This is a genomic window from Tenacibaculum skagerrakense (assembly GCF_004345825.1).
Lineage (GTDB): Bacteria > Bacteroidota > Bacteroidia > Flavobacteriales > Flavobacteriaceae > Polaribacter > Polaribacter skagerrakensis.
The window spans coordinates 214,829-241,321 of the sequence record NZ_SLXM01000005.1; the positions used below are offsets into that span (position 1 = coordinate 214,829).

A 26,493-nucleotide genomic window follows, 5' to 3' on the forward strand; every position below is an offset into this window, starting at 1 on the left:
TAAATTTTAATAAAATGAAGAAAATTAAATTAACTAAAGGATTACAGATTAACAAAGACGCAGTAACAAAATTACAAGAAGATCAAATGCATGACGTAAAAGGAGGTCAAGCAGCTTTATCTTGTTTATTCGAATCTTGTAATGGAAAAAAAGAAGATAAGATAGAAGCTTAATCTTCTTGAGAGTAAGGATAAGGCTGGGTGATTTTTTTCCTTATCCTTCTCTTTAAAAAATTTAAAAAATGAAAAAAATTAAACTAAACAACAAACTACAAATTCAGAAAGAAGCTTTGCTAAAACTTCAAGATGAACAATTAAGTGCTGTAAAAGGTGCTAAAGGAAAACCATTGTCGTGCTTGTATTTAACATGTAATGGCGGTGTTGAAGAGTAACTAAATAAAAATTCTACTTCATTCATAGTAAATTGAAAACACTAGAAAAAATACACGATTGTTTGCAAGAAAATACCGAATTAAATGGTATTGGAATTAGTAATGGAATTTTAGGGAAATCATTATTCTACTATTATAACTACTTGTATACACAAGAAGAGAAATGGTTAGAATTAACGATAAGTTTGATTGAAGAAGCATTAGAAATGTTAACTAATGAGTATTCAAGTATTTCTCCTCAAAATGATATTATTGAAGCAGCAATCTATCTAAGTTTTTTAGTTAAGAACAACGTATTATCAGATGAAGTAGAATTTATTATTAATGATCTTGAAGAGTTAATTGAAGAAATATTTCATTCAAGATTAGCTGAAGGTGATTTAGATGGAGTTAAAGGTGTTTTTGCTCCTTTACAATACTATTTATATTCTCAAAAAAATTGTAAAGAAAAGTTACATCAAGTATTTCAATTGGTTCAAGAAAAAGTAGTTGAAAGCGATACGGAAGCATACTGGTATTTTGACTTAAGGTCTTCTGAAACTTCGTATGTAGAATTAGGTTTTAATCATGGAGTTTCTGGTATTGTTTCTTTTTTAATGGATTGTTATGTTAACGATGTTGAAAGAGAAGAGACCCTTACTTTAATTACTAAAGGATTATTTTTTCTTGAAAAACAGCAAGATAAAAATCGTACTTGTTGGTTTCCTCAAACTACAAATAACGACTTTCTGAATTACCATAATTTATCGTATGGTGATTTAGGTATTGGTTTTACATTTTATAAAGCAGGACAACTATTTAATAATAAATATTGGAGCAGTATTGGTATAGAAATTCTAGAAAATGCAGCAAAATATACCGATGAAAAAGAAAAATATATAAGAGATGCAAATATGATTTACGGTGCATCTGGGCTTTATTCTTTTTTTGATATGATGTATCGATTAACAACGAATAAACATTTTGAATCAGCTAAAAATTATTGGTATAAAAACATATTTGAAAAAGGAAATAACGATACAGTTTGGGCAGGATTTAATACCTATTACAATGGTGTTTATGAGTTTGCTCAATTAGGAATATCTCAAGGGATATTAGGTATAGGATTAACATTGTTAAGTAAAGAATTGGATATAAAAAACGAATATCTCAACTTTTTAAATTTCAGAAAATGGTAACACAAGAAAAAATGTCAATAGATGCTATTATCAAAGAATATAATTCAAAAATTATATCCTATCCAACACAAGATTTACCTTATGGTTTTGTTCAAGGTAAGCTAGGGGTGCTTTATTACTTAATGTATGTGTATCTAGATACTCAAAAGGCAATTTACTTTGATAAAATTACAGACATTCTTATGGATGTGTTTAATACCATTCAAAATCCTGATCAAAACAGTCTTTTAAACGATTCTTCTTTTGCTGACGGAATCTCAGGACTTGGTTTTGTTATTTCTGAATTAATTGCTAATGATCTTTTGGATGAAGAATATGCAGAACAAATCCCAATCTTAAGTCAGATTGCCTTTGAATATGCATCGAAGAAATTAGATCAAAATAATTATGATTTTTTACACGGTTCTATAGGTGTGCTTATCTTTTTGCTAAAGATTAAAAACCAAGATTTATTCGATCAATTAGTCAATCAATTATTACAAAAATCAAAAGAGTCGGTATTGCTTTTTAGCACACAATCTGACGATCCATATATAAGCGATATCAACTTCGGATTTCCTCATGGATATTTATCAACCATAAAACTTCTATTGGACGCTAAAAACACTTTTGGAGCAAATGAGTTGTATGATATCGTTATTGATTTATGTGTTTCAAAAATTATGAAGCACATCGATAAAAAATATGTGGTTGATGGAATTCATATCTACAAACCACATAAAGTATACATAGATAATGGCAAGTTAATAGAGCATCAAAACAACCGATTAGCTTGGTGTAATAGCGATTTAAGCTGGGTGTTTCTGTTATCTAAATTAGATAGTGTTAATCACACTACTCAATATCAAAAAATCATAAACGAGATTGGAAACCATCTCGTAAAAAGAAAAGAAATGAATGTAACTGGAGTTCAAAACCATCATTTCTGTCATGGTTCTTCTGGTATTGCGCAATTGTTTGGCGAGTTATATAATTTTTCAAAAGATGAAAAATATAGCAAAGCTTATAATTACTGGATTCAACGCACTATTACGTATCTAAAAGAAGATATGCTTCACAATCTTACAGAGAGAGACATGTCATTATACTACGGCAAATTAGGTGCATTACTAACATTATATTCTTATCAAAAAGAATTTCCACAAGGCTGGAAAGAAGCTTTTTTAATCAACTAAAAACGTACTACAATGGAAAATATTAAAATAGGATTAATCGATTTAGGTCAAAGAGACGACGCTACAAGTATAGAAATAGTAGAGCAGATGATTGAATATGCTGTTGAAGCAGATTCGGCTGGATTTGATAAGTTTTGGCTTGCAGAACATCATTATGCGCATGTTAAAAATCATCCATATACAAATCAAGATATTTTGTTGCCCATACTAGCTGGAATGACAGATCAAATTAAAGTAGGATCAGCAGGAGTTTCTTTATCATTATATTCTCCATATACAGTTACGTGTAACTATAAATTACTAGCAAACTTATATCCTAATAGAATCGATTTAGGTTTGTCTAAAGGATTACCAGATAGTGAAAAAATAGCTCAATTAGCACATCCAGAATTGACAAGAAAAACGAATCGAGAAATTTTCAACAACAATTTAGAAGTCATTTCTGATTTACTTGAAAATGAAGATGATAACTTAGCTAATAACCAAATTTTAATACCACCATACAAAGGCACAAAACCAGCACTTTGGTATTTATCTACAACTTTCAATAGTTACAAAGAGGCTATTAAATACAAAACGAATTATTGTGTATCTCTATTCCACAATTTTGGTCAGTCAAAAGAATTTGATAAGGAACAAATAAATGCTTTTAAATCTGAATATTTTGAAGCGCATGGAATATACCCAAAAATAGTGATTTCATTGGCGTTTTATATGGCAGATACTATGGAAGAAGCGGAAACAAAAGTTAATGAAATGACAGCTTATGCACGTAGTATTTCAGCGGAGGCATTTATTATAGAACCTGTTACAACTAATAGATTACAAGAAATTGTACAGCATTACAATGAGGAGTATGGTTTAGATGAATTCGTTTTTTATGATGTGGCAGGAACTCATAAAGAAAAACTTAAAAATCTTCACGCTATTGCTGAAAAATTTCAAATGCTAACTCCAGTTTACTAAGATTATCATGGAAAACTTCAATCACATCAATCGTTTTATTTTAAGAACACCTTCTCAACCTGTTAATCGTTTTACAGAAATACCATCAGACTCAAATGATGCATGTGTATTTGTGAAGGAGTTGTTTAATGATGAGGTTTTCAAAGAATCTATTTTTTTAGCATCTCCAGATTTGTTTTACGAATGGAGTAGAATGGTTTGTGAAAATGATTTTCCTGAAGCAAAACAAGACAAAATTATTTCATCAATTATTAAGTATTATATAAGATCCGCAACTCGTTGTACGCCTTTTGGATTGTTTTCAGGTTATAGTGAGATTCTTCATAAACAAGATAATGAGAGCTCCTCTTTAAAACGCTTTAGTGGTATAGATTTAGAGTTTTTATATGCTTTATTGTATAAACTCAATCAGAACAAAACTATTCGAAACTGTGTGAAGTTTAGTAGCAATTCTTCAATGTATAAAGTAGGAGAGCATTATCGCTATGCAGAATTTAAATTACAACAAAACAAGAGAGCTTACACGTTAATTGAAGTAGAAGCGGATGAAGTATTAGAGCTTATTTATGGTATAGTTAAAAAAGAAGCACAAACTTTTGAAGAATTAACAGAGCTGTTACTATATGCTATTGATGAAATCTCAAAGGAAGAGGTAGTATCATATCTACATTCTTTAATTGATTCTCAAATATTGGTTAGCGATTTAGATATAACTATAAATGGTGTTTCCCCCTTAAATCAATTAGTAGATTATTTTGAAACTAATATTGTTACTAAAACTGAAAATAATGAGGTTATAAATCAATACAATTTACTTCTTCAATTAAAAGAAAAACTATCAGTTTTAGATACCATAGTAGTTGGAAACTCAATTAGTTTCTATGAAGAGATTTTTGAAATAGCGAAGGAATTTCAAATCAGTTTTGATAAAAAATATTTTATCAATTCAAATTTAAGAAACAATTTACCTCAAAAGCAGTACGATTTAACTTCTAATGAGATGTCTAGTATTAAAAAGGCAATTTATGCATTATCTAGGTTCTCTTCAAAAAATGAAAATTCAAATCTAAACGAATTTAAAACAGCCTTTTATAAGCGTTATGAGGATAAAGAAGTTCCTTTATTAATAGCTTTAGATAATGAATTGGGTGTAGGATATATTCAAGATCATTCAGATGCTAGTAACTTTTCTTCGCTTATTGATGATATCTCGATTACAAACGAGGAATCTTCTCAAACTACTATAAAATACCATCAAAAGATTCATAAGTTTTGGACAAACCAGTTTTTAAAAGCACAAAAGAATAAGTTAGAGACTATAGATTTAGCTGAAATTGATTTATCTGATTTTCCTGAAAACACATCGGTATTGTCACAATCATTTTATACAATGATTAACAAGTTTGAAGATGCTATTTCTATTGAAGTAGCTGGTGGAACAGGAGCTTTAAATTTAATTGGCAGATTTTCAAGTTTAGATGCTTCACTTAATGAATTGTTTACAGAGGCAAATGCACTAGAAGCAAAAGACGAAAATGAAATTTTAGTAGAGTTATTACATGTTCCAGATAATAGATCGGGAAACATTTTATTAAGAAATGTACATAGAGATTATGAAATATCTTTTTTAACAAAAGGAAACAGTTCAAAACAACAAATAGCTCTAGATGATATTTTTATAAGTATTAAAAACAATAAAGTTGTTTTAAGAAGTAAAAAGTTAAATAAGCAACTAAAAATAGTAAATACAACCGCTCATAATTTTCAATACAATTCATTACCAGTATATCAGTTTTTAAGCGAGCTTCAAATGCAAGATTGTTCCTCTGCATTAGGTTTAAACTTAGGTAGTGTAAATTATAAAGTATTCAAATCACGTCCAAGAATTTCACATGGAAATATAATTCTTTCTCCGGCTAAATGGTTTTTTTCTTCGGAAGAATTAAAAGACTGTTTTGATAAAAATCAATTGAATATTACAGCATTGAAAGACTTTTTACACAAGCACAAAGTTCCAAGATATGTGTGTGTAAGAGAACAGCAAGATCATACTTTATGGATTGATTTAGAGAATGATTTCATGTATTCTTACCTTCAAGAAGCTATAAAAAAGAACAAGTATTTAGTATTGGAAGAGCTTTTAGTTGATACTATTGATGCAACTAAAAATAGTTATAACACCGAATACATCATTCCGTTTTTCAAAGAATTTAACAAGGCTAAACGTTATAATTTTACTGAAGTATCGGAGCAAAGAACATTTATTCCAGGTGATGAGTGGACGTATTTTAAAATATATACAGGAAACAAAACGGCGAATAGTATTTTATCAACTGCGGTAGTACCATTAATTGAAGATTTAAAGGCAAAAGGCTTCATAAAAAAGTGGCATTTTATAAGATTTAGAGATCCAGATTTTCATATTCGATTACGTTTTTTACTTACAGATACTTCATTTTATAACCAAGTTGTACAGAGTGTAAATGAGACATTACATACTTATGTAGAAAACCATGCGGTTTGGAAAGTAGAATTATCAACTTATAATCGCGAATTAGAGCGTTATGGTAACTCATTAATAATTCCTTCAGAATCATTATTCCATTGTGATAGTGAGTTAATCTTACAGCTTCAGCATCTAACCAGAGATGTTAACAGCGAATTGTCATGGATTCCAATATTAAAAACAATTGATAATTTATATCAGCTTTTTGGTTTTACACTCGATGAAAAATTAACGCATATAAACGATTTATATGAAGCCTTTTTACAAGAATTTAATGGAGATAAACATTTAAAAAAGCAGATAGAAGCCAAATTTAGAACGCATAAAGATGCTATTTGGCAATTATTCGAAACCCAGTTAACCGAAATAAATAACCTAATAACAAACCACAATCAAAGCTTTTTTAATGCTTTAGGCAACTCAAAATCGAATTTGATTCCTCAAATGAGATCAAACATCAGCAGTTATATTCATATGCATGTAAATCGATTTTCAAATACCAATCCAAGAATGCACGAATTAGTGTTATACGGAGTATTGTCTAAGTATTATAAGATGATGTTAGGAAGAAAGAAGTTTGTTAAACAAAACCACGCTACACTATGAAATTTATACCGCAACACGATCAAATGGACTGTGGTCCTGCTTGTATAGCAATGATCACAAAAATGTACGGAAAAGAATATCCTTTACAATATTTAAGAGATATCTCTCATATTTCTAAAGAAGGAGTTAGTTTGATGAGTATTTCTGATGCTGCAGAAAAAATAGGCTTCGAAACGTATCCGAGCTTGCTATCAATAGAGGTTTTATTGGAAGAAGGAACCTTACCGTGTGTTCTTCATTGGAACAAAAACCATTTTGTAGTACTTTATGATGTAAAGAAGAATGTATTTACGGGCAAAAAACGATTCAAAGTAGCAGATCCTTCACATGGTTTAATAACACTTTCTGAAGAGGAATTTAAAAAGTCATGGTGTTCTCAAGAAGACAAAGGGATTGTATTGTTTCTTTCTCCAACCGAAAAGTTTGAGGAAATGGAACCTCCAAAAACCCAAAAATTAACGATTTCATATTTATTAAACTATTTAAAGCCTTTTAAAAAGCAGGTGGCTTTTATGTTTAGTATGCTTCTTTTAGGAAGTTTAGTAACCTTAGTGTTTCCATTTTTAACCCAAAATCTTATAGACAAAGGTGTTACAGTTGGAGATATGAATATGATAACGCTAATATTGTTGGCGCAATTAGGACTGTTTTTAGGTGCAATAACCATTCAAATTATACGAAATTCACTTACACTTTATGTAGGTACAAAACTGAGTATTAATATTATCTCAGATTTTTTAAAGAAAACTCTTCAACTACCCATTAAATTCTTTGATTCTAAAATGGTAGGAGATTTTAATCAGCGAATTAACGATAATGAGCGTATTGAAGAGTTTTTAACTTCACAGAGTTTAGTTACCGTATTTTCAATCATGACATTTTCTGTATTCTTTGGAGTGCTTTGGTATTATGATTTTACAATTTTAGCGGTGTACTTAGCTTTAACGGTTTTCTCAATTAGTTGGTCGTATTACTTTCTGAAAAAGAGACGCATGTTAGATTACTTTAAATTTCAACAACGTGCAGAAAATCAAGATTCAATTTTAGAAATTATTAATGGAGTTTCTGAAATGAAGTTGAATCAGTTTGAGGAATTCAAACGAAAAGCCTGGGTAAAAATTCAGAATAAGTTATTTAAAACCAACTTAAGAATCCTTAAAATAGATCAAGTTCAGGTTTCTGGTTATGAGTTTTTAAACCAGTTAAAAAATATTTTAGTCACTTTTTTAGCGGCAACGTATGTTGTAAAAGGTCAAATGACTATTGGTGAGTTATTAAGTATTTCCTACATCATAGGACAAATGAATTCTCCTGTTAATCAACTGGTAGATTTTTTCAGATCGTTACAAGATGCTAAACTGAGTTTAGAACGATTAAATGAAGTTCAAAATCATCCGGAAGAAGAAACGATGTATGTAAATGAAGAAGGAGAGGAGCAACCATTAAAAACACTTGAAATAAGTGAAAACATCTTTGTAAATAACGGAATTGAAAAAGGGATTCGTTTAAAAAATGTTTCTTTTCAATATGAAGGCCCAAAATCGCAATTCATTCTCAAAGATATAAACATGCTGATACCAGAAGGTAAAGTTACAGCAATCGTAGGAGCGAGCGGAAGCGGTAAAACGACTTTGCTAAAATTATTACTTCGTTTTTATGATCCTACTTTAGGAAGTATTCATTACAATTATGATGATATTTTGAGTTTGTCACCAAAAAGTATTAGAGAAAATTGTGGGGTAGTTATGCAAGACGGATATATTTTTTCGGATACTATAGAGCGAAATATAGCCACAGGAGATGAGGTGATTGATTATGATAAATTAATTAAAGCAGTAAGAATCGCAAATATTGAAGAGTATATTATGTCGCTACCATTAAAGCTAAAAACAAAAATTGGAGCTTCAGGGAATGGTATTTCGGGCGGACAAAAACAACGTATTTTAATTGCAAGAGCGGTTTATAAAAATCCACATTACATTTTCTTTGATGAGGCAACGAGTGCTTTAGATGCTGAAAACGAGAAAATAATTCACGATAATTTACAAGAGTTCTTTAAAGATAGAACTGCGGTGGTAATTGCACACCGATTGTCAACAGTAAAAAATGCAGATCAGATTATTGTACTGAAGAATGGAGAAATTGTGGAATATGGTAATCATAAAAAATTAGTAGAAAATAAGGCCGATTATTTTCATTTAGTCAAAAATCAATTAGAATTAGGTAATTAAAGATAGTAGCTGGTAAAAATTCTGAAATTGAAAAAGAGGGCGGGACGAAAGTCTCGCTTTTTTTATTGTAAATGTCTCGTCCTGAAATAAGTTGACACAAATTTGACTTATTTTATGGATAACAATGTAGACAAGAAAAAGCGTACCCAGCGTGATTACAATTTAGGCTTTAAATTAGCTGTAGTTTCCCAAGTAGAAAAAGGCGAGTTAACTTATAAACAAGCTCAGAAGAAGTATGGTATTCAAGGGAGGAGTACTGTTTTGGTTTGGCTGAGAAAACATGGTATCTTAGACTGGAGCAAACCTGCCTTACTAATGAAATCAAAATCCAAAGAAACACCTGCGCAAAAGATTAAGCGATTAGAACGCGAATTAGAAGATCAAAAGTTAAAGAATCAGATTCTTAATACCATGATTGATATCTCCGATAGTCAATATGGGACTTCTATTAGAAAAAAGTATTTATCTCAACAATCCAACGCATCAGACAAGAACAAAGCATAAGTTTATCTCGTTGTTGTCGATTGTTTGAGATATCAAGACAAGGATTCTATCAAAGTATTAAGCGTGAGGAAGCTCGAAGAGCAGAACGTTCTAAAATCAAACCTTTAATTGTCCAAATACGTATGCAAATGCCTAGAATAGGTACCCGTAAGTTGTATTATTTGTTAAAGGATGAGTTTAATGGTCGAGGGATAAAAATAGGTAGAGATGCCCTATTTGATTACTTGCGTTCAGAATCTATGTTGATCAAACCTAAAAAGAATTATACCAAAACTACTAACTCTAAACATTGGTTACGCAAACATCCGAATCTGATTAAAGATGCTAAGGCAATGCACCCAGAACAATACTTTGTCAGCGATATCACCTATATTAAAAGTAGAGAACGAACCCATTATTTATCTTTGGTAACCGATGCTTTTAGTAGAAAAATTATGGGATATCATTTAAGCGATGATATGAGTGCAGAAAATGTAGTTAAAGCGTTAACTATGGCCATTAAAAATAGAATTACATCTGGACCAATGATTCATCATTCTGATAGAGGACTACAATACTGTTCAACAGTATATCAAAGTAAGCTTGAAGAACAAGGAATAAAAGCATCAATGACAGATGGATATGACTGTTATCAAAATGCTATAGCAGAAAGAATCAATGGAATTTTGAAACATGAATTTTTAATGTATAAATGTAATACAAGAAAGGAACTGGAAAAACTTATAAAACAATCAATAAATGTTTATAATAATTTAAGACCTCACTTGAGTTTGAATATGAAAACTCCTAATTTTATACACAACAAAAAACCAGAGAAGCTACCTTCTCTGGTTTAAATATTATTTTTTTAAACTGTCAACCTATTTTAGGACGACTCAAAATGCTTTTTTCTGCCAAATTAATGATGATTAAGTTTTTTGATTTTTAAAAAGAGGGTAATTTTGTAACAAATACGTTATTTATGAAAAATCACTTCGATATGTCTCTAGAAGACATGAAGTCTTATGGATATAAAATTGTTGATTTAATCGCAGAGCATTGGAACAGTATTCAAACTAAGAAACCTTTTGCTGAGCCAAAAACCCGTGATGATCTTGATAAAATTTTTTTGGAAGCAGCTCCAGAACAACCAACAGAAGCCAATAAGGTTTTAGATTTTATTGTGGAAAATGTACTGCCAAACAGTACGTACACTATGCATCCAAAATTCTATTCTTTTGTACCAGGTCCAAGTAACTTTATTAGTACAATGGCTGATACATTAGCTACAGGATTTAATATTTTTTCTGGAGGTTGGTTGGTTTCTTCTGCTGCGGCAGAGTTAGAAATTGTTACGATTAATTGGCTGTTGAAAATGTTTAACTTCCCGATAAAACAGGGAGGTGGAATTTTTACAAGCGGAGGTTCAATGGCAAACTTAACTGCTTTAGTTACAGCTAGAAGAATTAAATGTGGCGATGATTTTTCTAAAGCAGTTATTTATTTATCAGATCAGGCGCATTCCTCTAATATTAAAGCCATCCGTATTTTAGGATTTAAAAAGGAACAAATTAGAATTATTCCTACTGATTTTGAGTTTAGGATTGGGATTAATAAGCTTAAAAACGCTATTGCTAAAGATAAGTTAGAAGGTTTACAACCATTCTGTTTTATTGCCAATGCAGGAACTACTAATACTGGTACTGTAGACCCTCTTCATGAAATTGCAGATATCTGTGAAGATGAAAACATATGGTTACATGTTGATGGAGCTTATGGTGGAGCTGCAATTTTAGCAAAAAAAGGACAGCGAATGTTACGTGGTATAGAACGAGCTGATTCTTTAACTGTAGATCCTCATAAATGGTTTTTTCAACCTTATGAAATAGGATGTTTATTAGTTAAAGATGCTTCTTGGTTAAGTGGTACGTTTAGTGAGAAACCTGAGTATTTAAGAGATGTTGAAGGAAACGAATCCGAAATCAACTTTTATGATTACGGTGTACAATTAACAAGAAGATTAAGAGCATTAAAGTTTTATACATCCATACAAACTTATGGATTAGCAGCTTTTAGAGATGCCGTTACTTATAATATTGAATTAACAGAGAAGGTTGAAGAGCATTTGAGAAATAGTAAAGTTTGGGAAGTAGTTTCTCCTGCAACATTGGCAGTCATCAATTTTAGGTATCATCCAATCAATGAAAATTTGGAAGAGAAAGTTATTGATGAACTTAATCAAAAGATTTCTCAACGAGTTATGGAAACAAGAGAAGCTGTTTTTGTAACTACAATATTGAACAAACAAATAGTTTTACGAATGTGTTTAATCAATCCTAAAACAACTTTTGAAGATGTTTTTGATACCTTAACGAATTGTGAACAATACGGAAAAGAAATATTGAATAGTTTAAAAACTACATAAATGACATAAAAAAAACCTGCTAATTAGCAGGTTTTTTTTATGTATTATAATTAATGATTTACATCATTATTGTCTGTTTTCTATCAGGACCAACCGAAACAATACTTACAGGAACTTCAGTTTCTTGCTCGATAAACTTAATATAATTTACTAAGTTTTCTGGTAAAGTGTCTTTTTCAGTCATTCCAGTTAAATCCGCAGCCCAACCTTTAAATTCAGTATAAATAGGCTCTACATTTTCAGGTTCAATGTTATAAGGTAAATGCTGAATCGTTTCTCCTTTATATATATAAGCAGTACATACTTTTAATGTATCAAAGCCAGATAAAACATCTCCTTTCATCATCATTAATTGTGTAACACCGTTAACTTGTACTGCATATTTTAACGCAACTAAATCTAACCATCCACAACGACGAGGACGACCAGTAGTTGCTCCAAATTCATGTCCAACTCTTCCCATAGTTTCTCCAACTTCGTCAAATAATTCGGTAGGGAAAGGTCCAGAACCAACTCTTGTAGTGTAAGCTTTAAAAATTCCAAATACATCTTTAATTCTATTTGGAGCAATTCCTAAACCTGTACATGCACCAGCAGCAGTTGTATTACTTGAAGTTACAAAAGGATACGTTCCAAAATCAATATCAAGTAAAGAACCTTGAGCTCCTTCTGCTAGAATTGTTTTACCTTCTTTTATAGCTCCGTTTAAAAACGCTTCAGAATCAATAAACTGCAAAGTCTTTAATTTGTCAATTCCTCTACAAAATTCAGCTTCTAATTCATCTAAATCATATTGAATATCAACTTCAAAGAAGTCTAACATTTTAATGTGTTTTTCAGTAAGCGCTTTGTATTTTTCTTTCCAATCATCTAATTCTAAATCTCCAACGCGCATACCATTTCTACCAGTCTTGTCCATATAAGTTGGGCCAATTCCTTTTAAAGTAGAACCAATTTTTGCTTTACCTTTTGAAGTTTCAGAAGCTGCATCTAACAAACGGTGTGTAGGTAAAATTAAATGCGCTTTTCTAGAAATTAGTAATTTATCGGTGTAATTGATATTATGTTGATCTAAATTTTCTAATTCTTTTTTGAAAATTACTGGATCAATTACCACACCATTTCCTACAACATTTAATGCTGTTTTATGAAAAATTCCAGAAGGAATTGTGTGTAAAACGTATTTGTTTCCATCAAATACTAAAGTGTGACCAGCATTAGGTCCACCTTGAAAGCGAGCAATAATATCATAGTTCTGAGTTAGAACATCAACAATTTTTCCTTTTCCTTCATCTCCCCATTGCAAGCCGAGTAATAAATCTACCGCCATTATTTAGTGTGTTGTTATGTGTGTTTAAAGTTTATTTTGAGTTTCTTTTTGTTCCGTAGAAATAAAGCGAATGGTTGTGGATGTCTATATCGAACACATCCTCAATGGTTTTTTTGATAATTTGAATTCTTGGATCGCAAAATTCTTTTACTTCACCTGAGTCTGTAAGAATTACATGGTCGTGATTTTTATCAAAATAACTCTTTTCATAACGAGCCATTGATTGACCATCAAACTGATGCTTACGAACCAATCCACACTCTAATAACAAGTCCATAGTGTTGTATAAGGTTGCTCTACTAACACGATAGTTTTTATTTTTCATTTTGATATATAAAGATTCAATATCAAAATGCTCGTCAGCATCGTAAATTTCTTGTAAAATAGCATATCGTTCAGGAGTTTTACGGTGCTTATTTTCTTCTAGAAAAGTAGTAAATACTTTTTTTACGATTTCTTGATTTTCAGCTGGATTGCTCATATAGGTTGAAATTTACCAAAAAGCAAATTTACGTTTATTTATGAATAAAAAAAGCTAACTACAGAAGAATATATCTACAAACTATTAACACGTGTAACTTTTTGTACACCCTCAACTTTTTTGATATTATTGATAAGTTTCGTAAGCTGGTTCTTGTTTTTAATTGTTAGTGATATTTTACCTTCAAAAATACCCGCATTTCCAGAGATATTGATACTGTTAATAAAAACATCCATATTACTAGAAATAATTCGTGTTATATTATTTACAATTCCTTTATTGTCAACGCCACTGATCATAAGAATTGCAGAGAATTCTTGTTTTGTAGAGTCTATCCATTTTGCTTTTATAATTCTGTATGCAAAGTTTGATTGTAAAGAAATGGCATTCGGACAGTTGTTTTTATGAACTTTAATACCGTCGTTAATTGTAACAAATCCAAAAACTGAATCACCAGGAATTGGTTTACAACAAACAGACAACGAATATTCTAATTTTTCCTCTTCTTGTCCAAATACTAAAGCATCATATTTACTGGTAACTTCTTCGGTGTCAATTATGTTTTTATGAGAACCTCTTTTAAATGGATTCTTCAAGAAATTCATGATAGGACTAGACCTTTGATTAACAAATTCTTTTAAAAGAGTATTGTCAATGGCACCATTTCCTATTCTATAAAATAAATCGAAACTGGTTTGTAAATTAAAGTAACTAGCTATTTCATGAACTAATTTTTCGTCGTAATTAATTTTTAAATGACGTAGCTTTCTTGCTAAGATTGCTTTTCCTTCTTCGGCTATCTTTTTCTCATCTGCTTTTAATGCCGATTTAATTTTTGTTCTAGCACGGGCAGTCATAACAAAATCTAACCAACGAGAATTTGGTTTGTTAGTCGCAGAAGTTAAAATGTCAACTTGGTCACCACTTTTTAACTCGTAGCTTAAAGGAACTAATTTCCCATTTACTTTGGCACCTCTAGTTTTTAGACCAACATCAGTATGTATAGCAAAAGCAAAATCTAATGCCGAAGCACCTTTAGGTAGCGATTTAAGATCACCTTTAGGAGTGAATACATAAATTTCTTTTGCGTACAGGTTTAGTTTGAAGTCTTCAACAAAATCTACCGCGTTTAAGGTATTGTTTTCAAGAGTTTCCTTTAGTTTGTTTAGCCAGTCATCTAAACCATTATCGTTTTCATTTCCTTGCTTATACTTAAAATGCGCTGCATATCCTTTTTCGGCAATTTCGTCCATTCTTTGAGAACGAATTTGTACTTCAACCCATTTAGCATCAGGCCCAACAACAGTTATGTGTAAGGCTTCATACCCTGTAGACTTTGGCTGTGAAATCCAATCTCTTAAACGAGCTGGGTTAGGCTTGTAAAAATCAGTAACAATAGAGTATATTTTCCAAGCATCAAATTTTTCATCACCAGAAGTAGGCTCATAAATAATTCGAATCGCAAACTTATCATATACTTCATCAAAAGAAACGTTTTGCTTTCGCATTTTTCTTCTGATAGAATAGATAGATTTAAACCTTCCTTTTATTTGATAATTAAAGCCAACTTGGTCTAAAGCTTCTCTAATTTTAGAATTGAAAGAATCAATATACCGTTGTTGTTCTTCTTTGTTTTCCTTTATTTTAAGTAAAATATCGTTGTAAACATCAGGTTCAGTATATTTTAACCCTAAGTCTTCTAGTTCAGTTTTAATGTTATAAAGCCCTAAACGATGTGCAAGAGGAGCATAAATGTATAACGTTTCGGATGCAATTTTCACCTGTTTGTGAGGTGGCATAGAATCCATAGTTTGCATATTATGCAATCTATCAGCAATTTTTATCAATATTACACGAACATCGTCATGTAATGTTAATAACATTTTTCTAAAATTCTCTGCTTGAATCGAATAATCCTGATCTTGTTTTAGTCGAGAAATCTTGGTAAGTCCACTAACAATTCTAGCTACTGTTTCACCGAATAACTGTTGCATATCGTCAACCGTATACTGGGTATCTTCAACAACATCATGTAACAAAGCTGCTGCAATAGAAGTAGCACCTAAGCCTATTTCGTAGGCAACAATTTTTGCCACAGCAATAGGGTGAAAAATATAAGGTTCGCCAGATTTTCTTCTCTGGCTAGAATGTGCTTCTACAGCTACCTCAAAAGCTTTACGTATAAGTTTTTTATCGTCTTCAGATAAAGTTTGATAAGTCCCTTTTAGCAAATCTTTGTAGCGATTTGCTATTTCCTTGTTTTCTTCTTCTATCGTTGCTGTGTACTCCATCATTACAGGGGATTTATTAATCTACTTACATTGTAAAGTGAAAGTACTATAAAGATTTGTAATGAACAAGTTTTGTCATTGCAAAAAAAGATGTTAACTGATTATAACTTAATCAGTATAACTGGATGAGAAAACAATTCTAATTAAGGTTTTATGTTGATGTTTGTTTGTTTTAGAAGAGTACTAAATAAAATTACGTTGTCTTTTAGCTTCAAAAACAGCGATAGCACAAGCTACAGACACATTCATAGAATCAATTTTTCCTTGCATAGGTATGTTTATGTTTTGTGTGGCTTTTTCTCTCCAGATTTCAGTTAAACCTGTAGCTTCAGTACCAACAACTATTGCACTTGCTTTGGTATAATCCTCTTTGTGGTAAGCATTAGAATTTTGGAGTGTAGCACTGTATATATTAATATTGTTTTGTAGTAAGAAATGAATAATATTTTCTGATGAATCTACAGCTATTTGATTCGTAAACACACATCCTACACTTGAGCGAATAATATTTGGATTAAACAGATCTGTTTTTGGGTTTGCAATTAAAACTGCATCAACATTAGCGGCATCAGCAGTTCGTAACATAGCTCCAATATTACCTGGTTTTTCAATTCCTTCCATTACCATGATTAGTGGAGTAGGAGTGTTGAATTTTAAGTTAGATAATGAAAAATCAATGCTTTGAACAACAGCTATAATTCCTTCGGTAGTTTCACGATATGCTAGCTTTTCATATACCTCTTTTGAAATTTCAATGCGCTCAATGTCTTTAGGAAGTTGATTTAAAATTTCTTCATTGTCGATTGTATTATCATTAATAAATAAAACAGTTTTAATCTTGTAACTGCTATCTATCACAAGAGAAATTTCTCGTTTACCTTCTACTAAAAAAAGCTGTTTCTTTTTTCGTTCTCTTGATTTTTCTTGAAGCTTTATAAGCTCTTTTATATACGAGTTTTGAATGCTAGATATATTCTTCATTACCGCAAAAATACTTAAAACATCTTTTATTGTTAGAATAAAAAAGCTCGGTGTAAACCGAGCTTTATAAATTAGTTTTGATATTTATTAGAATATCGTTTCCAAAGTTTTGTTTGATGTGTTTCTAAACTAATTTTCCTTCCTTGAATAAATGCTTGAGAGATTATATTTGTTCTCATGTCTAAAGCATCTCCTTCCGAAATAAATAAAGTCGCATCTTTACCTACCTCTAATGTTCCAACTTGATTGTCGATTCCTAAAATTTTAGCAGTATTTGAGGTGATTAATTTTAAGGCTTCTTCTTTTCCTAGTCCGTAAGCAGCATACGTACCAGCATAAAAAGGTAGATTTCGTGTACTCATTCTTTCCATGTCACCTTCCATTCCTAAACCAACTACAATACCTTTGTCCGTTAAAATTTTAGCCGTTCTATATGGTAAATCATAGTCTTCATCCTCGCTATTAGGTAATCTATGAGCTCTATTTACAATAACACTTACGTTGTTATCTTTAATTAAATCAGCAACTTTATCGGCACCTTCAGCATGTACTAAAACTAAATTATTGATGTTTAATTTTTTGAAGATATTAATAACATCGGTGATAGGCTTTTCTCCCGAAGCATGAACAAAAAGTTTCTGTTTACCATTGAGTAACTTTTCCATTGCTTCAAAAGGCAGGTTTTTTGGTGTTCTATCTCCAGCCAAATAATTCTTTGCATCTTTAATATAATTTACAATTTTATCAACTGCTTCAGGATAGGTTTTATTAGGTTTTAAACCAGCATCTTCACCAAGCCACCAGCGTCCTCTAGAAAAACTAGATGGCCAGTTAATGTGAATGGCATCATCAAATACCATAGCAGCGTCTTCCCAGTTCCAAGCATCAAACTGTACAATAGAAGATGTACCAGAAATAGTTCCGCCTCTTGGTGTAATTTGAGCCATTAATACACCATTAGGACGCATAGTTTCTACGACTTTACTTTCTGCATTGTAAGCGATAATACTTCTAATATGTGGTAAATAACCACCAACCTCATCAAAATCTCTAGTAGCTCTTACAGCATCAATTTCAGCTAATCCTAACGAAGTGTTTGCTGCTATAAACCCAGGATAAACGTGTTTCCCTTTTCCGTTGATGATAGTACCTTTACGAGCAATTCTTGAGTTAGCACTACCAACAAAGTCTAGTTTACCATTAGAAAACATTATTAAAGAGTTTTCTATAACTGTACCGTTTCCTAAATGAGCAGTTGCGCCTTCAATACTAAACGCTTCTTTTTGTTTCGGAGCGGGAGTTTGTTGAGCACTAAGATTTCCAATGAATAAGAAACCTAGCAATATGTATATAAATTGTTTTTTCATTTTGTTTCGTTTTAAGTTCTTATTCAGTATCACAATGGAATAATTTCTTTTGCTTTTTTGAAGGAGCTTGTGTTGGTGCACCTCCAATTTTTTCCTGTAACATCATTTCAACTAGCTTAGCTTTTTCAGCTTTAATAGCTTTACGTTTTTCAATATCCTTTTCAATATCAAAATAAATAGCACCGTCAATTATAGTTTTTTCAGCCTTACTGTATATAGATAACGGATTATCACTCCAAAGTACTACATCTGCATCTTTTCCTTCTTTAATACTTCCCGTACGATTGTCTAAGTGTAATAATTTAGCAGGATTGATAGTAACTGTTTCCCAAGCTTCTTGTTCTGTTAAACCACCATATTTTATCGTTTTAGCAGCTTCTTGATTTAATCTTCTTGACATTTCAGCATCATCAGAATTGATTGCTACCGTAACTCCTTGATTGTGCATAATAGCAGCATTATAAGGAATAGCATCATTAACTTCATATTTATAAGCCCACCAATCTGCAAAAGTAGAACCGCCAACACCATGTTTCTTCATTTTATCAGCCAGTTTATAACCTTCTAAAATGTGTGTAAACGTGTTTACATTAAAGTCGAATTGTTCTGCAACTTTCATAAGCATGTTAATTTCAGATTGGATATATGAGTGACAAGTAATAAAACGTTCTTTATTGATGATTTCTACCAATGTTTCTAACTCGATATCTTTTCTATATGGTTGTCCGCTTTTTTTCTTAGCATCGTATTCTTTTGCACGTTGAAAGTAATCAATAAATACTTGCTCAACACCCATTCTAGTTTGTGGAAAACGAATCGTTTGACGGTCTCCCCAGTTAGATTGTTTTACGTTTTCACCCAAAGCAAATTTGATAAACTTAGGAGAGTTGTCATAAATCATATTTTCAGCATTTTCTCCCCATTTAAGTTTGATAATAGCTGAACGACCACCAATTGGGTTTGCAGAACCATGTAAAATTTGAATAGAAGTTACACCTCCAGCAATATTTCTATAAATATTAATATCATCAGGATCAACAACATCTTCTATGGTAACTTCTGCTGTTGAGTTGTGCCCAGATTCATTTACAGCCGATGTTGCAATATGTGAATGCTCATCAATAATTCCTGCTGTTAAGTATTTTCCTGTTCCGTCTATTACTTTAGCACTTCTAGCTGATAAGTTTTTTCCTATTTTACTAATTTTTCCGTCTTTTATTAATACATCTGTACCTGTTAAAACTTGCTTGTTTTCACTTGTCCAAACAGTTGTATTTTTAATTAAAATAGTTTGTTGTACTGGTTTAGTAGTATTTCCAAAACCGATATTTGGGTATGTTACAGCTACAACTTCTGGAGTTTTATCATCTGATTTCTTTTTAGATTTCTTATCATCCGATTTCTTTACTTGCTTTGAAGCATTCCATGTAATGTCGTTTCCATAATGATCAGTTCCGGTTCCTTTCACACCATTTAAATCATTAACAACAGTACCAACTAAACGAATAAATTTACCGTTATCATTAATTGCTAATTGGATCCATCCGTCTTTAAATGAAAAAGTAGATTTTAATTTTTTATCCCCTAATTTAACTTCACCTTTTTGTTTATCTCCTTCACCAGAAATTGTTAATTCATATGAATTTCCATTAACACTTACCATGTAAGTTCCTTCTAAGCTAGGAATGGTCATATCATTGATAATGTTTTTACTTCCTTGTACCCAGTTTTCATGAACAGTGGTTTTATCGTCAAAAATATCACCTGAAGTAATTAAAAAGTTAGCATAACTTCCAGTGCTTAAGTTTCCAATTTTAGTATTATTTAAAATTGAAGCAGGAGTTGTAGTAAGCGCCTCTAAAGCTTTCGTTTTATCTAAACCATACTGAATTGCTTTTTGTAAATTTTTACTAAAATCTTTTACTGATTTCAACTTGTGAGTTGTTAGAGCAAAATTTACATTGTTTTTAGCAAGCATAGCAGGGTTAGAAGGTTCTTGATTCCATTTACGCATATCATGTAATGAAATTACTTCTGCTAAGAATTTATCGCTTACATCATAGGCTTTTCTGAAGTCGATAGGAATGATAAAAGTAGCATTCGTTTTTTTAATATCTTGAATTCTTTCAAATTCATCACCACCACCTAAAATAGTATATTGTATACCAAACTCGTCTCCAACTTTATCTGCTCTTAAGGCGTTAATAGCATCTCCAGCATTGAAAATTTGTGGTAAGTCTTTATTCTTGTTAATAGCTTCTAAGGATAAGTCAGAATTCTTAGAGTTTCCTTTACCATACCAATCTGCATCCATGTAAGCTTGTCTTATCAATGCCATAGCTCCCATTCTTGAAGTAGGATAAGATTGACCAGAAGCATTACTTTTTGAAAATGATAAATGATTCGTAGTTTTTTGTTCTAAAACTCGGTAAGCATTTGTAGCATCTGAATTTAAAGCAACTAAAATTCCATTACCTTGCATGATACCATCTTCCAAATGAGAATTTACAACACCAAATCCAGCATCAATTAATTCTTTTGCTTTTTTAGCATCAAATGAAAAAGACGTTAAAGGATCTGTTTCTGGTCTGATATGATCATTCCAATAATATCCTTTTCGGTTTGCATCGTATTGTGGACCTCTGTCACCACCCGGACTTCTTTTAACAGGAGCTATTCCAAAACTTGAATACACATCAATAAATGAAGGATAAATATATTTTCCTTTTACATCAACGATTTTCGCTTCTTTTGGAATAGTAACATTTTTACCAACATTAACAACTTTACCGTCTTTAATTAATAAAGTTCCTTTGTTTATCTTACTAGTTGGAGTTACATAAATAGTTGCATTGGTAAAAGCAACTGTAGTGTTTTGAATTGTTTTCACTCCTGTATTCGTAGGAAAGTATTCTTGAGAGAAACTTATTGATACACAGAAGAGAAATAGTAGTACTATTTTTTTCATTGTAGAATTAATTGATTGAAATAACGACTAAAAATATTCAATTAATTCCACAATGAATTTCCTTTAACATAAAATTAAGAATTAAGGAATGCTCAATTTGGCTATTTTCTCATTACCTGATAGCCAAGCGGTATTTTTATCTATGAATTGAATTGAGTAAAAGCCTTCATCAGAAAGTTTCTTCCAAGATTTTCCAGCATCATTAGAAAATGATATTCCTGTTTTTCCTACTGCAAAAATTTCTTTTCCATCACCTTCAGGAACATATTGTACACAACTTTTGTAATTTGGGTTTTCATTGTCTGCAATTAGTTGCCAAGTTTTACCTCCATCAGTAGTAATGGCTTTGTTTTTACAATTGTCATTCGGTTTAGAATAATCGCCACCGATAATTATCCCATTATTCTCATCATAAAAATCAATAGAATAAATGCCTTGAGGACCATTGCCTTGCACAATAGGAGTAGTATAGATTTCCCAAGTTTTTCCCTTATCCGAAGATTTCAGTACTCTAGCTTTTTTTCCTCCAGAGGCAATCCAAACTATATTATTAATAATTTTAATATTTGTGTTACTGGCTGCAAAGAAAGCTTCACCTTCTTCGAATTTAGGAAGTTGTTCACAAGAAATTTTTGTCCAAGTATTCCCTCCATCATTTGTAGTAATTATAGACGGACAGTCACTTGTTGGATCACCAACTGCAATTCCATCAATTCCATTGCTAAAAAACTTCATGGAATCATAAAATACCTTTTCGTTATTTTCTGTATATACTATTTTCTGGGTATCATCAATTTTATATAAGAGAGCCGGATTAGCAATAGAAAGTGCAAACAAAGCGTTTTTTGTTTTTGAAATACTTCTGAAATGTGGTTTTATAGAATCATGAAAAGTAAGGGTATTAATATTCCATGTATTTCCTCCATCTGTTGTAGTTCCAATTCTTCCATTTGAGCCGGCAAAATATAAAGTGTCTTTATTTTTAGCATAAATAGCTCGTATGCTAGTACTATCAATCTTGTATGTTTTAACACTTATGGTGTTAATTTCTCTAGGTGTAAAGTTTTCTTTACATGAGGTGAAAAAAAAGGATAATGAAATAATTGTAAGGTAACGTTTCATTTTTTGTCTATTTTTATGCAACTAAAAATAGAGAAAATCATTTCATATTTATGAAGAAAGCACTAGTAATTTCTGGAGGTGGTAGTAAAGGCGCATTTGCGGGTGGTGTTGTTGAGTTTTTAATGAAGGAAAAAAAGAAGGATTATGATTTATTTTTAGGTACTTCTACGGGTAGTTTAATGGTATCTCATTTGGCTGTTGGTATGGTAGATGAATTAAAAGTCTTATACACCAATGTTGATCAGCGAAATATTTTTAGTAATAATCCATTCAGAATAAAGAATGTTCACGGAGTAAAAGTAGTCTCAATCCGACATAGAAATACCTTTTGGAATTTTTTAAACGGAAGAAAGACTTTTGGTGAGAGTAAGAATTTGCTAAAACTTATTAGGGCTAATATTACCCATAAAATGTATGATATCATTAGAGAACAGAATAAGGATGTAGTTGTAACGGTTTCTAATTTAACAGCCAATGAGATTGAATACAAATCGATATTAGATTATAGTTACGATGATTTTTGTGATTGGATTTGGGGTTCTTGTAATTATGTTCCTTTTATGAGTCTGTTAGAAAAGAATTCATGTCAGTATGCAGATGGAGGTTTTGGGTGTTTAGTTCCTATTAGAGAAGCTATAGACAGAGGCGCAAAAGAAGTAGATGCTATTATTTTAGAAACAGAAGTGAATCAAATTAATAGAATACCTGCTAAAAATCCATTTTCGTTAATGTTAGATGTTTTTGGTTTTATGTTAGAACATGTGGAAAAACATAATGTTACCATAGGAAAATTATCTGCAAAATATCAAGATGTTAAATTAAATCTATATTACACACCTACAGTTTTAACTACCAATTCATTAGTGTTTGATAAAAAACAAATGTCTTCTTGGTGGTTACAAGGTTATGAGTATGCTAAAATGAAAGATTTATCACTTATGAATGATTTTAGACCAGAATTAATAGACAAAAAAACTAAAGATGCTTCATGAAGTTTGGAAAAGTAGCACATCCAGAGTTAATAGATTTTTCGTTTCCTGAAACTCATAAGGATACTGTTAAACTATTGTCTAATTTGGATAAATCTGAACATTTATCTGTTTATGTGGGATGCGCAAAATGGAATAAAGCCGATTTAAAAGGTTTTTATCCAAGAGGTACTAAAGATGAATTGGTATATTATTCTAGTCAATTTAATTCTATTGAATTAAATGCAACTTTCTATAGACAATTTCCGCCAGAACAGTTTGAGAAATGGAAAAGTAAAACGCCAGATGGTTTCAAGTTTTTTCCAAAGTTAACCCAAGAAATTAGTCATTGGAAGCGTCTACAAGAAGTTGCTGATGCCGTAAATTACTACCTGGATGCAGCGACTAGATTAGAGGAGAAGCTAGGAACTATATTCTTACAATTACATGCTAATTTTGGACCTAAAAACTTTGATAGACTTCAAAATTTTGTGGAAAGCTGGCCAAAAGATATTCCTCTAACAGTTGAGTGTAGGCATACTGATTGGTTTACTGATGAAGCTATTTCTAATGAATTTTATAATTTATTAGAAGAGAATGGTGTATCCAATACAATAGTTGATACCGCAGGTAGAAGAGATATGATGCATATGCGTTTAACCAATAATGAAGCATTTATAAGGTATGTTGGAGCAAATCACAGTTCAGATTACCAACGCTTAGATGATTGGGTACTTAGATTAAAAGAATGGGTTGATGTAGGTTTACGAAACATCCACTTTTTTGTGCATCAAAATTTAGAAGTTGAATCACCACTTTTAGCGGCTTATTTTATCAAAAAACTGAATTCTAAACTAGGAATTAGTTTAAAAATTCCAAATGAAGAAGAACAGCAAAGCTTGTTTTAATTAAGACTTTCTAATTGTTGTTTTATAGTTTCTTTTTGACTTTCAAGATTCTGTAGATCTATTTCATTAGGATGTTCTATTATTTCATAACGAATACTATTGAGAAATTTATTGCATCCATCAAAACGTTCATTAATTTTTTGATTTCTATTGATTACTTTTTGTTTCACTATTTTAATCCCTGTTAACGAGTACAAAATAATTCCGATAAGAACACAACTTGGTACAATGATGATGATTGATGCTAAAACCACTAAGAAATTAGTTAATTTATTATCAAAAACTTCACTTGGGTCGTTGTGAAAAGCTTCATGACAATGATTGGGTCCATCAACAGGTTTAAAAGTAAAATCTATTATTTGCTCAAGTATTTTCCAATATAAAGGAACTGATTTTCTATCAGGGAAGTAATGATGGTTATAGTATCCTATTCTAGCTGAAATTGTATTGTCTGCATAACCTCCGGCAATAACATTTCTAAATTGATCCAAAGAAATAAAAAGGTTTGACATGTATTTCCATATAGCAGATTTATTGGTAATAATTTGTAGTTATTTTTTTGTCTTCTTTCAAAGATAATAATTGAAGCATAAAAAAAACTACCTAAATCTAGGTAGTTTTATAAGTTAGTAAAGCTATTTTAGAAATAAGCTTACTTGAATTGTATATACATATTATTGTAATCTAAATTCTTCATGTTTGAATTCCAAATAGGCTTTTCAACTTCACTAGTAAATGAAAAATTAGTTCCTCTAGCTCCAGTTGTTATGTATTGAATAGTTCTTTCTAATAAAGGTTCTGTAGGATCTCCTAAAACACCAAGATTACTATTATCTTCAGCAATTTGAACTTCTGCGGTAAAACCATTAGGTTCGTTTTGTCCATCTCTATTTTGAATTTCTAATACAATTGGTTGCATAGCCCAAGTATGAGAAGCATTAAAATTTGGTCCGTTTCTAGTGTAATCATCAGAATCGTATAACGTAATAGATGCAACTTGCTTTCCTACAGTTTCTGTTCCAACCAATTTCACATCTATGTAAGGTCTTAAACAGTTAATAATTAATTCTGAAGCTGAAGCAGTTTGTTCACTAACAATTATATAAACTGTGCTTAGGTTTAAACTATTTATGGTTTCGTCTAGAATAGTATTACCGTTACTGTCTTTTTTTACAATTCTATCAGTAAAACGATCTATGAAATTATCAGCACTAAAATTAGCCATTACTTTTTCGTTCCAAATTTTATTGGCAAAAACTTCACCGTTAAACTGACCAGTAATCATACTTGATAAGTACACTGCTGATGCAACTGATCCTCCACCATTATATCGTAAATCTAAAACTAAATCGGTGATACCACCTGTTTGAAAATTGGCAAAAGCTTGATTCAACTCATCATCAAAATCAGAAGCAAATTGATTGTACATTAAATATCCAATTCTATTAGCTCCTTCGTTAATAATAGTAGCAACTTTAATTGGGTTTTCGGTAACTTCCGATTTTACTATGTTAATTATTGTTCCATTTGTAGTTGGATTTCCACCATTATAATCTGCTAAACTTACTGTAAAGTTATTAGGTTCAAATAATTGACTTACATTACCAGTTGTAATTTGTGTTCCGTTTACTTCAGAAATAATCATTCCTCGAGTAATTCCTTTTATATCAGCATCTGATCCTGTTACTACATCTCTAACTACCACATAAGCATTACCAGAATTATCAGCATACGGAATAGCTACTAACTTTAAACCACTTGTTAATCTAATTCCTTGAAAAGAGTTTTCTAAGGCAATGTAATCGCTTGTAATCCATGAAAAAACTCTATTTGGATCTTTTGGAAATTCATTAGGATACGATAGTAAACTATTAAAAAGTTCATCAGGCGTTCCAGTTCCACTTAAATAACTGTTTAATTGTTCTCTAGTAGAAAATCTATTATCTGATAAATCAGGAATAATTCCCTGCCACTTATAATAAGCATTCATACCTCCCCATACAAAATCATTGATTTCAATATCTTGAGGAATGTCTTCTGTTTTAGAACAACTAGCAAGAGTTACTGTAAAAACAATTAAAAAAAGATTTTTAAGCTGGAAATATTTCTTCATCTG

At 31.2% G+C, this 26,493-nt stretch carries 20 protein-coding genes; 11 read left to right on the top strand and 9 right to left on the bottom strand.

Annotated features, from left to right (window positions below; all coding sequences use genetic code 11):
* Positions 1-14: 14 nt before the first annotated feature.
* The 9 genes from EV195_RS16690 (at position 15) to EV195_RS10040 (ending at position 11,961) form a co-directional block, all read left to right on the top strand.
* Positions 15-173: a class I lanthipeptide gene (locus EV195_RS16690; RefSeq protein ID WP_165915711.1), complete on the top strand. Its 159-nt coding sequence runs from the start codon at positions 15-17 to the stop codon at positions 171-173.
* Positions 174-241: 68 nt separating this feature from the next.
* Positions 242-391: a class I lanthipeptide gene (locus EV195_RS16695; RefSeq protein ID WP_165915712.1), complete on the top strand. Its 150-nt coding sequence runs from the start codon at positions 242-244 to the stop codon at positions 389-391.
* A gap of 32 nt (positions 392-423) precedes the next feature.
* A complete protein-coding gene (locus EV195_RS10010; RefSeq protein WP_165915713.1) occupies positions 424-1,569 on the top strand; it encodes a lanthionine synthetase LanC family protein in 1,146 nt (381 codons plus the stop codon).
* On the top strand, positions 1,563-2,744 hold the full coding sequence (locus EV195_RS10015) for a lanthionine synthetase LanC family protein (protein WP_132794811.1): 1,182 nt from the start codon (positions 1,563-1,565) through the stop codon (positions 2,742-2,744). The genes EV195_RS10010 and EV195_RS10015 overlap by 7 nt, the downstream gene beginning before the upstream one ends.
* A gap of 12 nt (positions 2,745-2,756) precedes the next feature.
* A complete protein-coding gene (locus tag EV195_RS10020; protein WP_132794812.1) occupies positions 2,757-3,710 on the top strand; it encodes an LLM class flavin-dependent oxidoreductase in 954 nt (317 codons plus the stop codon).
* Between the two features lie 7 nt (positions 3,711-3,717).
* Positions 3,718-6,822, top strand: coding sequence for a lantibiotic dehydratase (locus tag EV195_RS10025; protein WP_132794813.1), 3,105 nt, complete (start codon positions 3,718-3,720; stop codon positions 6,820-6,822).
* The gene (locus tag EV195_RS10030; RefSeq protein WP_132794814.1) at positions 6,819-9,053 is read left to right on the top strand and encodes a peptidase domain-containing ABC transporter; all 2,235 of its coding nucleotides are present in this window, start codon (positions 6,819-6,821) and stop codon (positions 9,051-9,053) included. Before EV195_RS10025 ends, EV195_RS10030 begins: the two co-directional genes overlap by 4 nt.
* A 114-nt stretch (positions 9,054-9,167) precedes the next feature.
* Positions 9,168-10,393 (top strand): IS3 family transposase gene (locus EV195_RS10035; protein ID WP_132794815.1). Its coding sequence is split into 2 segments (ribosomal slippage): positions 9,168-9,525 and positions 9,525-10,393, totalling 1,227 coding nucleotides; the frame shifts between segments, so codons are not numbered across the junction.
* Between the two features lie 125 nt (positions 10,394-10,518).
* Entirely contained in the window at positions 10,519-11,961 is a 1,443-nt protein-coding gene (locus tag EV195_RS10040; protein ID WP_132794816.1) for a pyridoxal phosphate-dependent decarboxylase family protein, read from the top strand.
* 58 nt (positions 11,962-12,019) lie between these two features.
* Here EV195_RS10040 and EV195_RS10045 read toward each other — a convergent pair whose 3' ends face one another.
* The 7 genes from EV195_RS10045 to EV195_RS10075 all read right to left on the bottom strand — a co-directional run bounded on the left by EV195_RS10045 (position 12,020) and on the right by EV195_RS10075 (position 22,501).
* Entirely contained in the window at positions 12,020-13,291 is a 1,272-nt protein-coding gene (locus EV195_RS10045; protein WP_132794817.1) for an adenylosuccinate synthase, read from the bottom strand.
* 31 nt (positions 13,292-13,322) lie between these two features.
* Positions 13,323-13,772 carry a Fur family transcriptional regulator gene (locus EV195_RS10050; protein ID WP_132794818.1) on the bottom strand — a complete coding sequence of 150 codons (450 nt, stop codon included), beginning with the start codon at positions 13,770-13,772 and terminating at the stop codon, positions 13,323-13,325.
* Positions 13,773-13,846: 74 nt separating this feature from the next.
* Positions 13,847-16,063, bottom strand: a complete 2,217-nt coding sequence (locus EV195_RS10055) for a RelA/SpoT family protein (protein WP_132794882.1) — start codon at positions 16,061-16,063, stop codon at positions 13,847-13,849.
* 183 nt (positions 16,064-16,246) lie between these two features.
* Entirely contained in the window at positions 16,247-17,044 is a 798-nt protein-coding gene (locus tag EV195_RS10060; RefSeq protein ID WP_132794819.1) for a TrmH family RNA methyltransferase, read from the bottom strand.
* A 71-nt stretch (positions 17,045-17,115) separates the two neighbouring features.
* Positions 17,116-18,411, bottom strand: coding sequence for an amidohydrolase family protein (locus tag EV195_RS10065; RefSeq protein ID WP_132794820.1), 1,296 nt, complete (start codon positions 18,409-18,411; stop codon positions 17,116-17,118).
* A gap of 19 nt (positions 18,412-18,430) precedes the next feature.
* On the bottom strand, positions 18,431-21,379 hold the full coding sequence (locus EV195_RS10070) for an amidohydrolase family protein (RefSeq protein WP_132794821.1): 2,949 nt from the start codon (positions 21,377-21,379) through the stop codon (positions 18,431-18,433).
* A gap of 81 nt (positions 21,380-21,460) precedes the next feature.
* On the bottom strand, positions 21,461-22,501 hold the full coding sequence (locus EV195_RS10075) for a WD40/YVTN/BNR-like repeat-containing protein (protein WP_132794822.1): 1,041 nt from the start codon (positions 22,499-22,501) through the stop codon (positions 21,461-21,463).
* 50 nt (positions 22,502-22,551) lie between these two features.
* Here EV195_RS10075 and EV195_RS10080 point away from each other — a divergent pair, with 50 nt between their 5' ends.
* Positions 22,552-23,493: a patatin-like phospholipase family protein gene (locus EV195_RS10080; protein WP_132794823.1), complete on the top strand. Its 942-nt coding sequence runs from the start codon at positions 22,552-22,554 to the stop codon at positions 23,491-23,493.
* Positions 23,490-24,377, top strand: coding sequence for a DUF72 domain-containing protein (locus EV195_RS10085; protein WP_132794824.1), 888 nt, complete (start codon positions 23,490-23,492; stop codon positions 24,375-24,377). Before EV195_RS10080 ends, EV195_RS10085 begins: the two co-directional genes overlap by 4 nt.
* Here the strand turns inward: EV195_RS10085 and EV195_RS10090 are convergent.
* A complete protein-coding gene (locus EV195_RS10090; RefSeq protein ID WP_132794825.1) occupies positions 24,374-24,889 on the bottom strand; it encodes a hypothetical protein in 516 nt (171 codons plus the stop codon). The two genes, EV195_RS10085 and EV195_RS10090, sit on opposite strands and share 4 nt — an antisense overlap.
* 140 nt (positions 24,890-25,029) lie before the next feature.
* Positions 25,030-26,490 (bottom strand): S41 family peptidase, encoded by a 1,461-nt coding sequence (locus EV195_RS10095; RefSeq protein ID WP_132794826.1) that lies wholly within the window; start codon positions 26,488-26,490, stop codon positions 25,030-25,032.
* Positions 26,491-26,493: the final 3 nt, after the last annotated feature.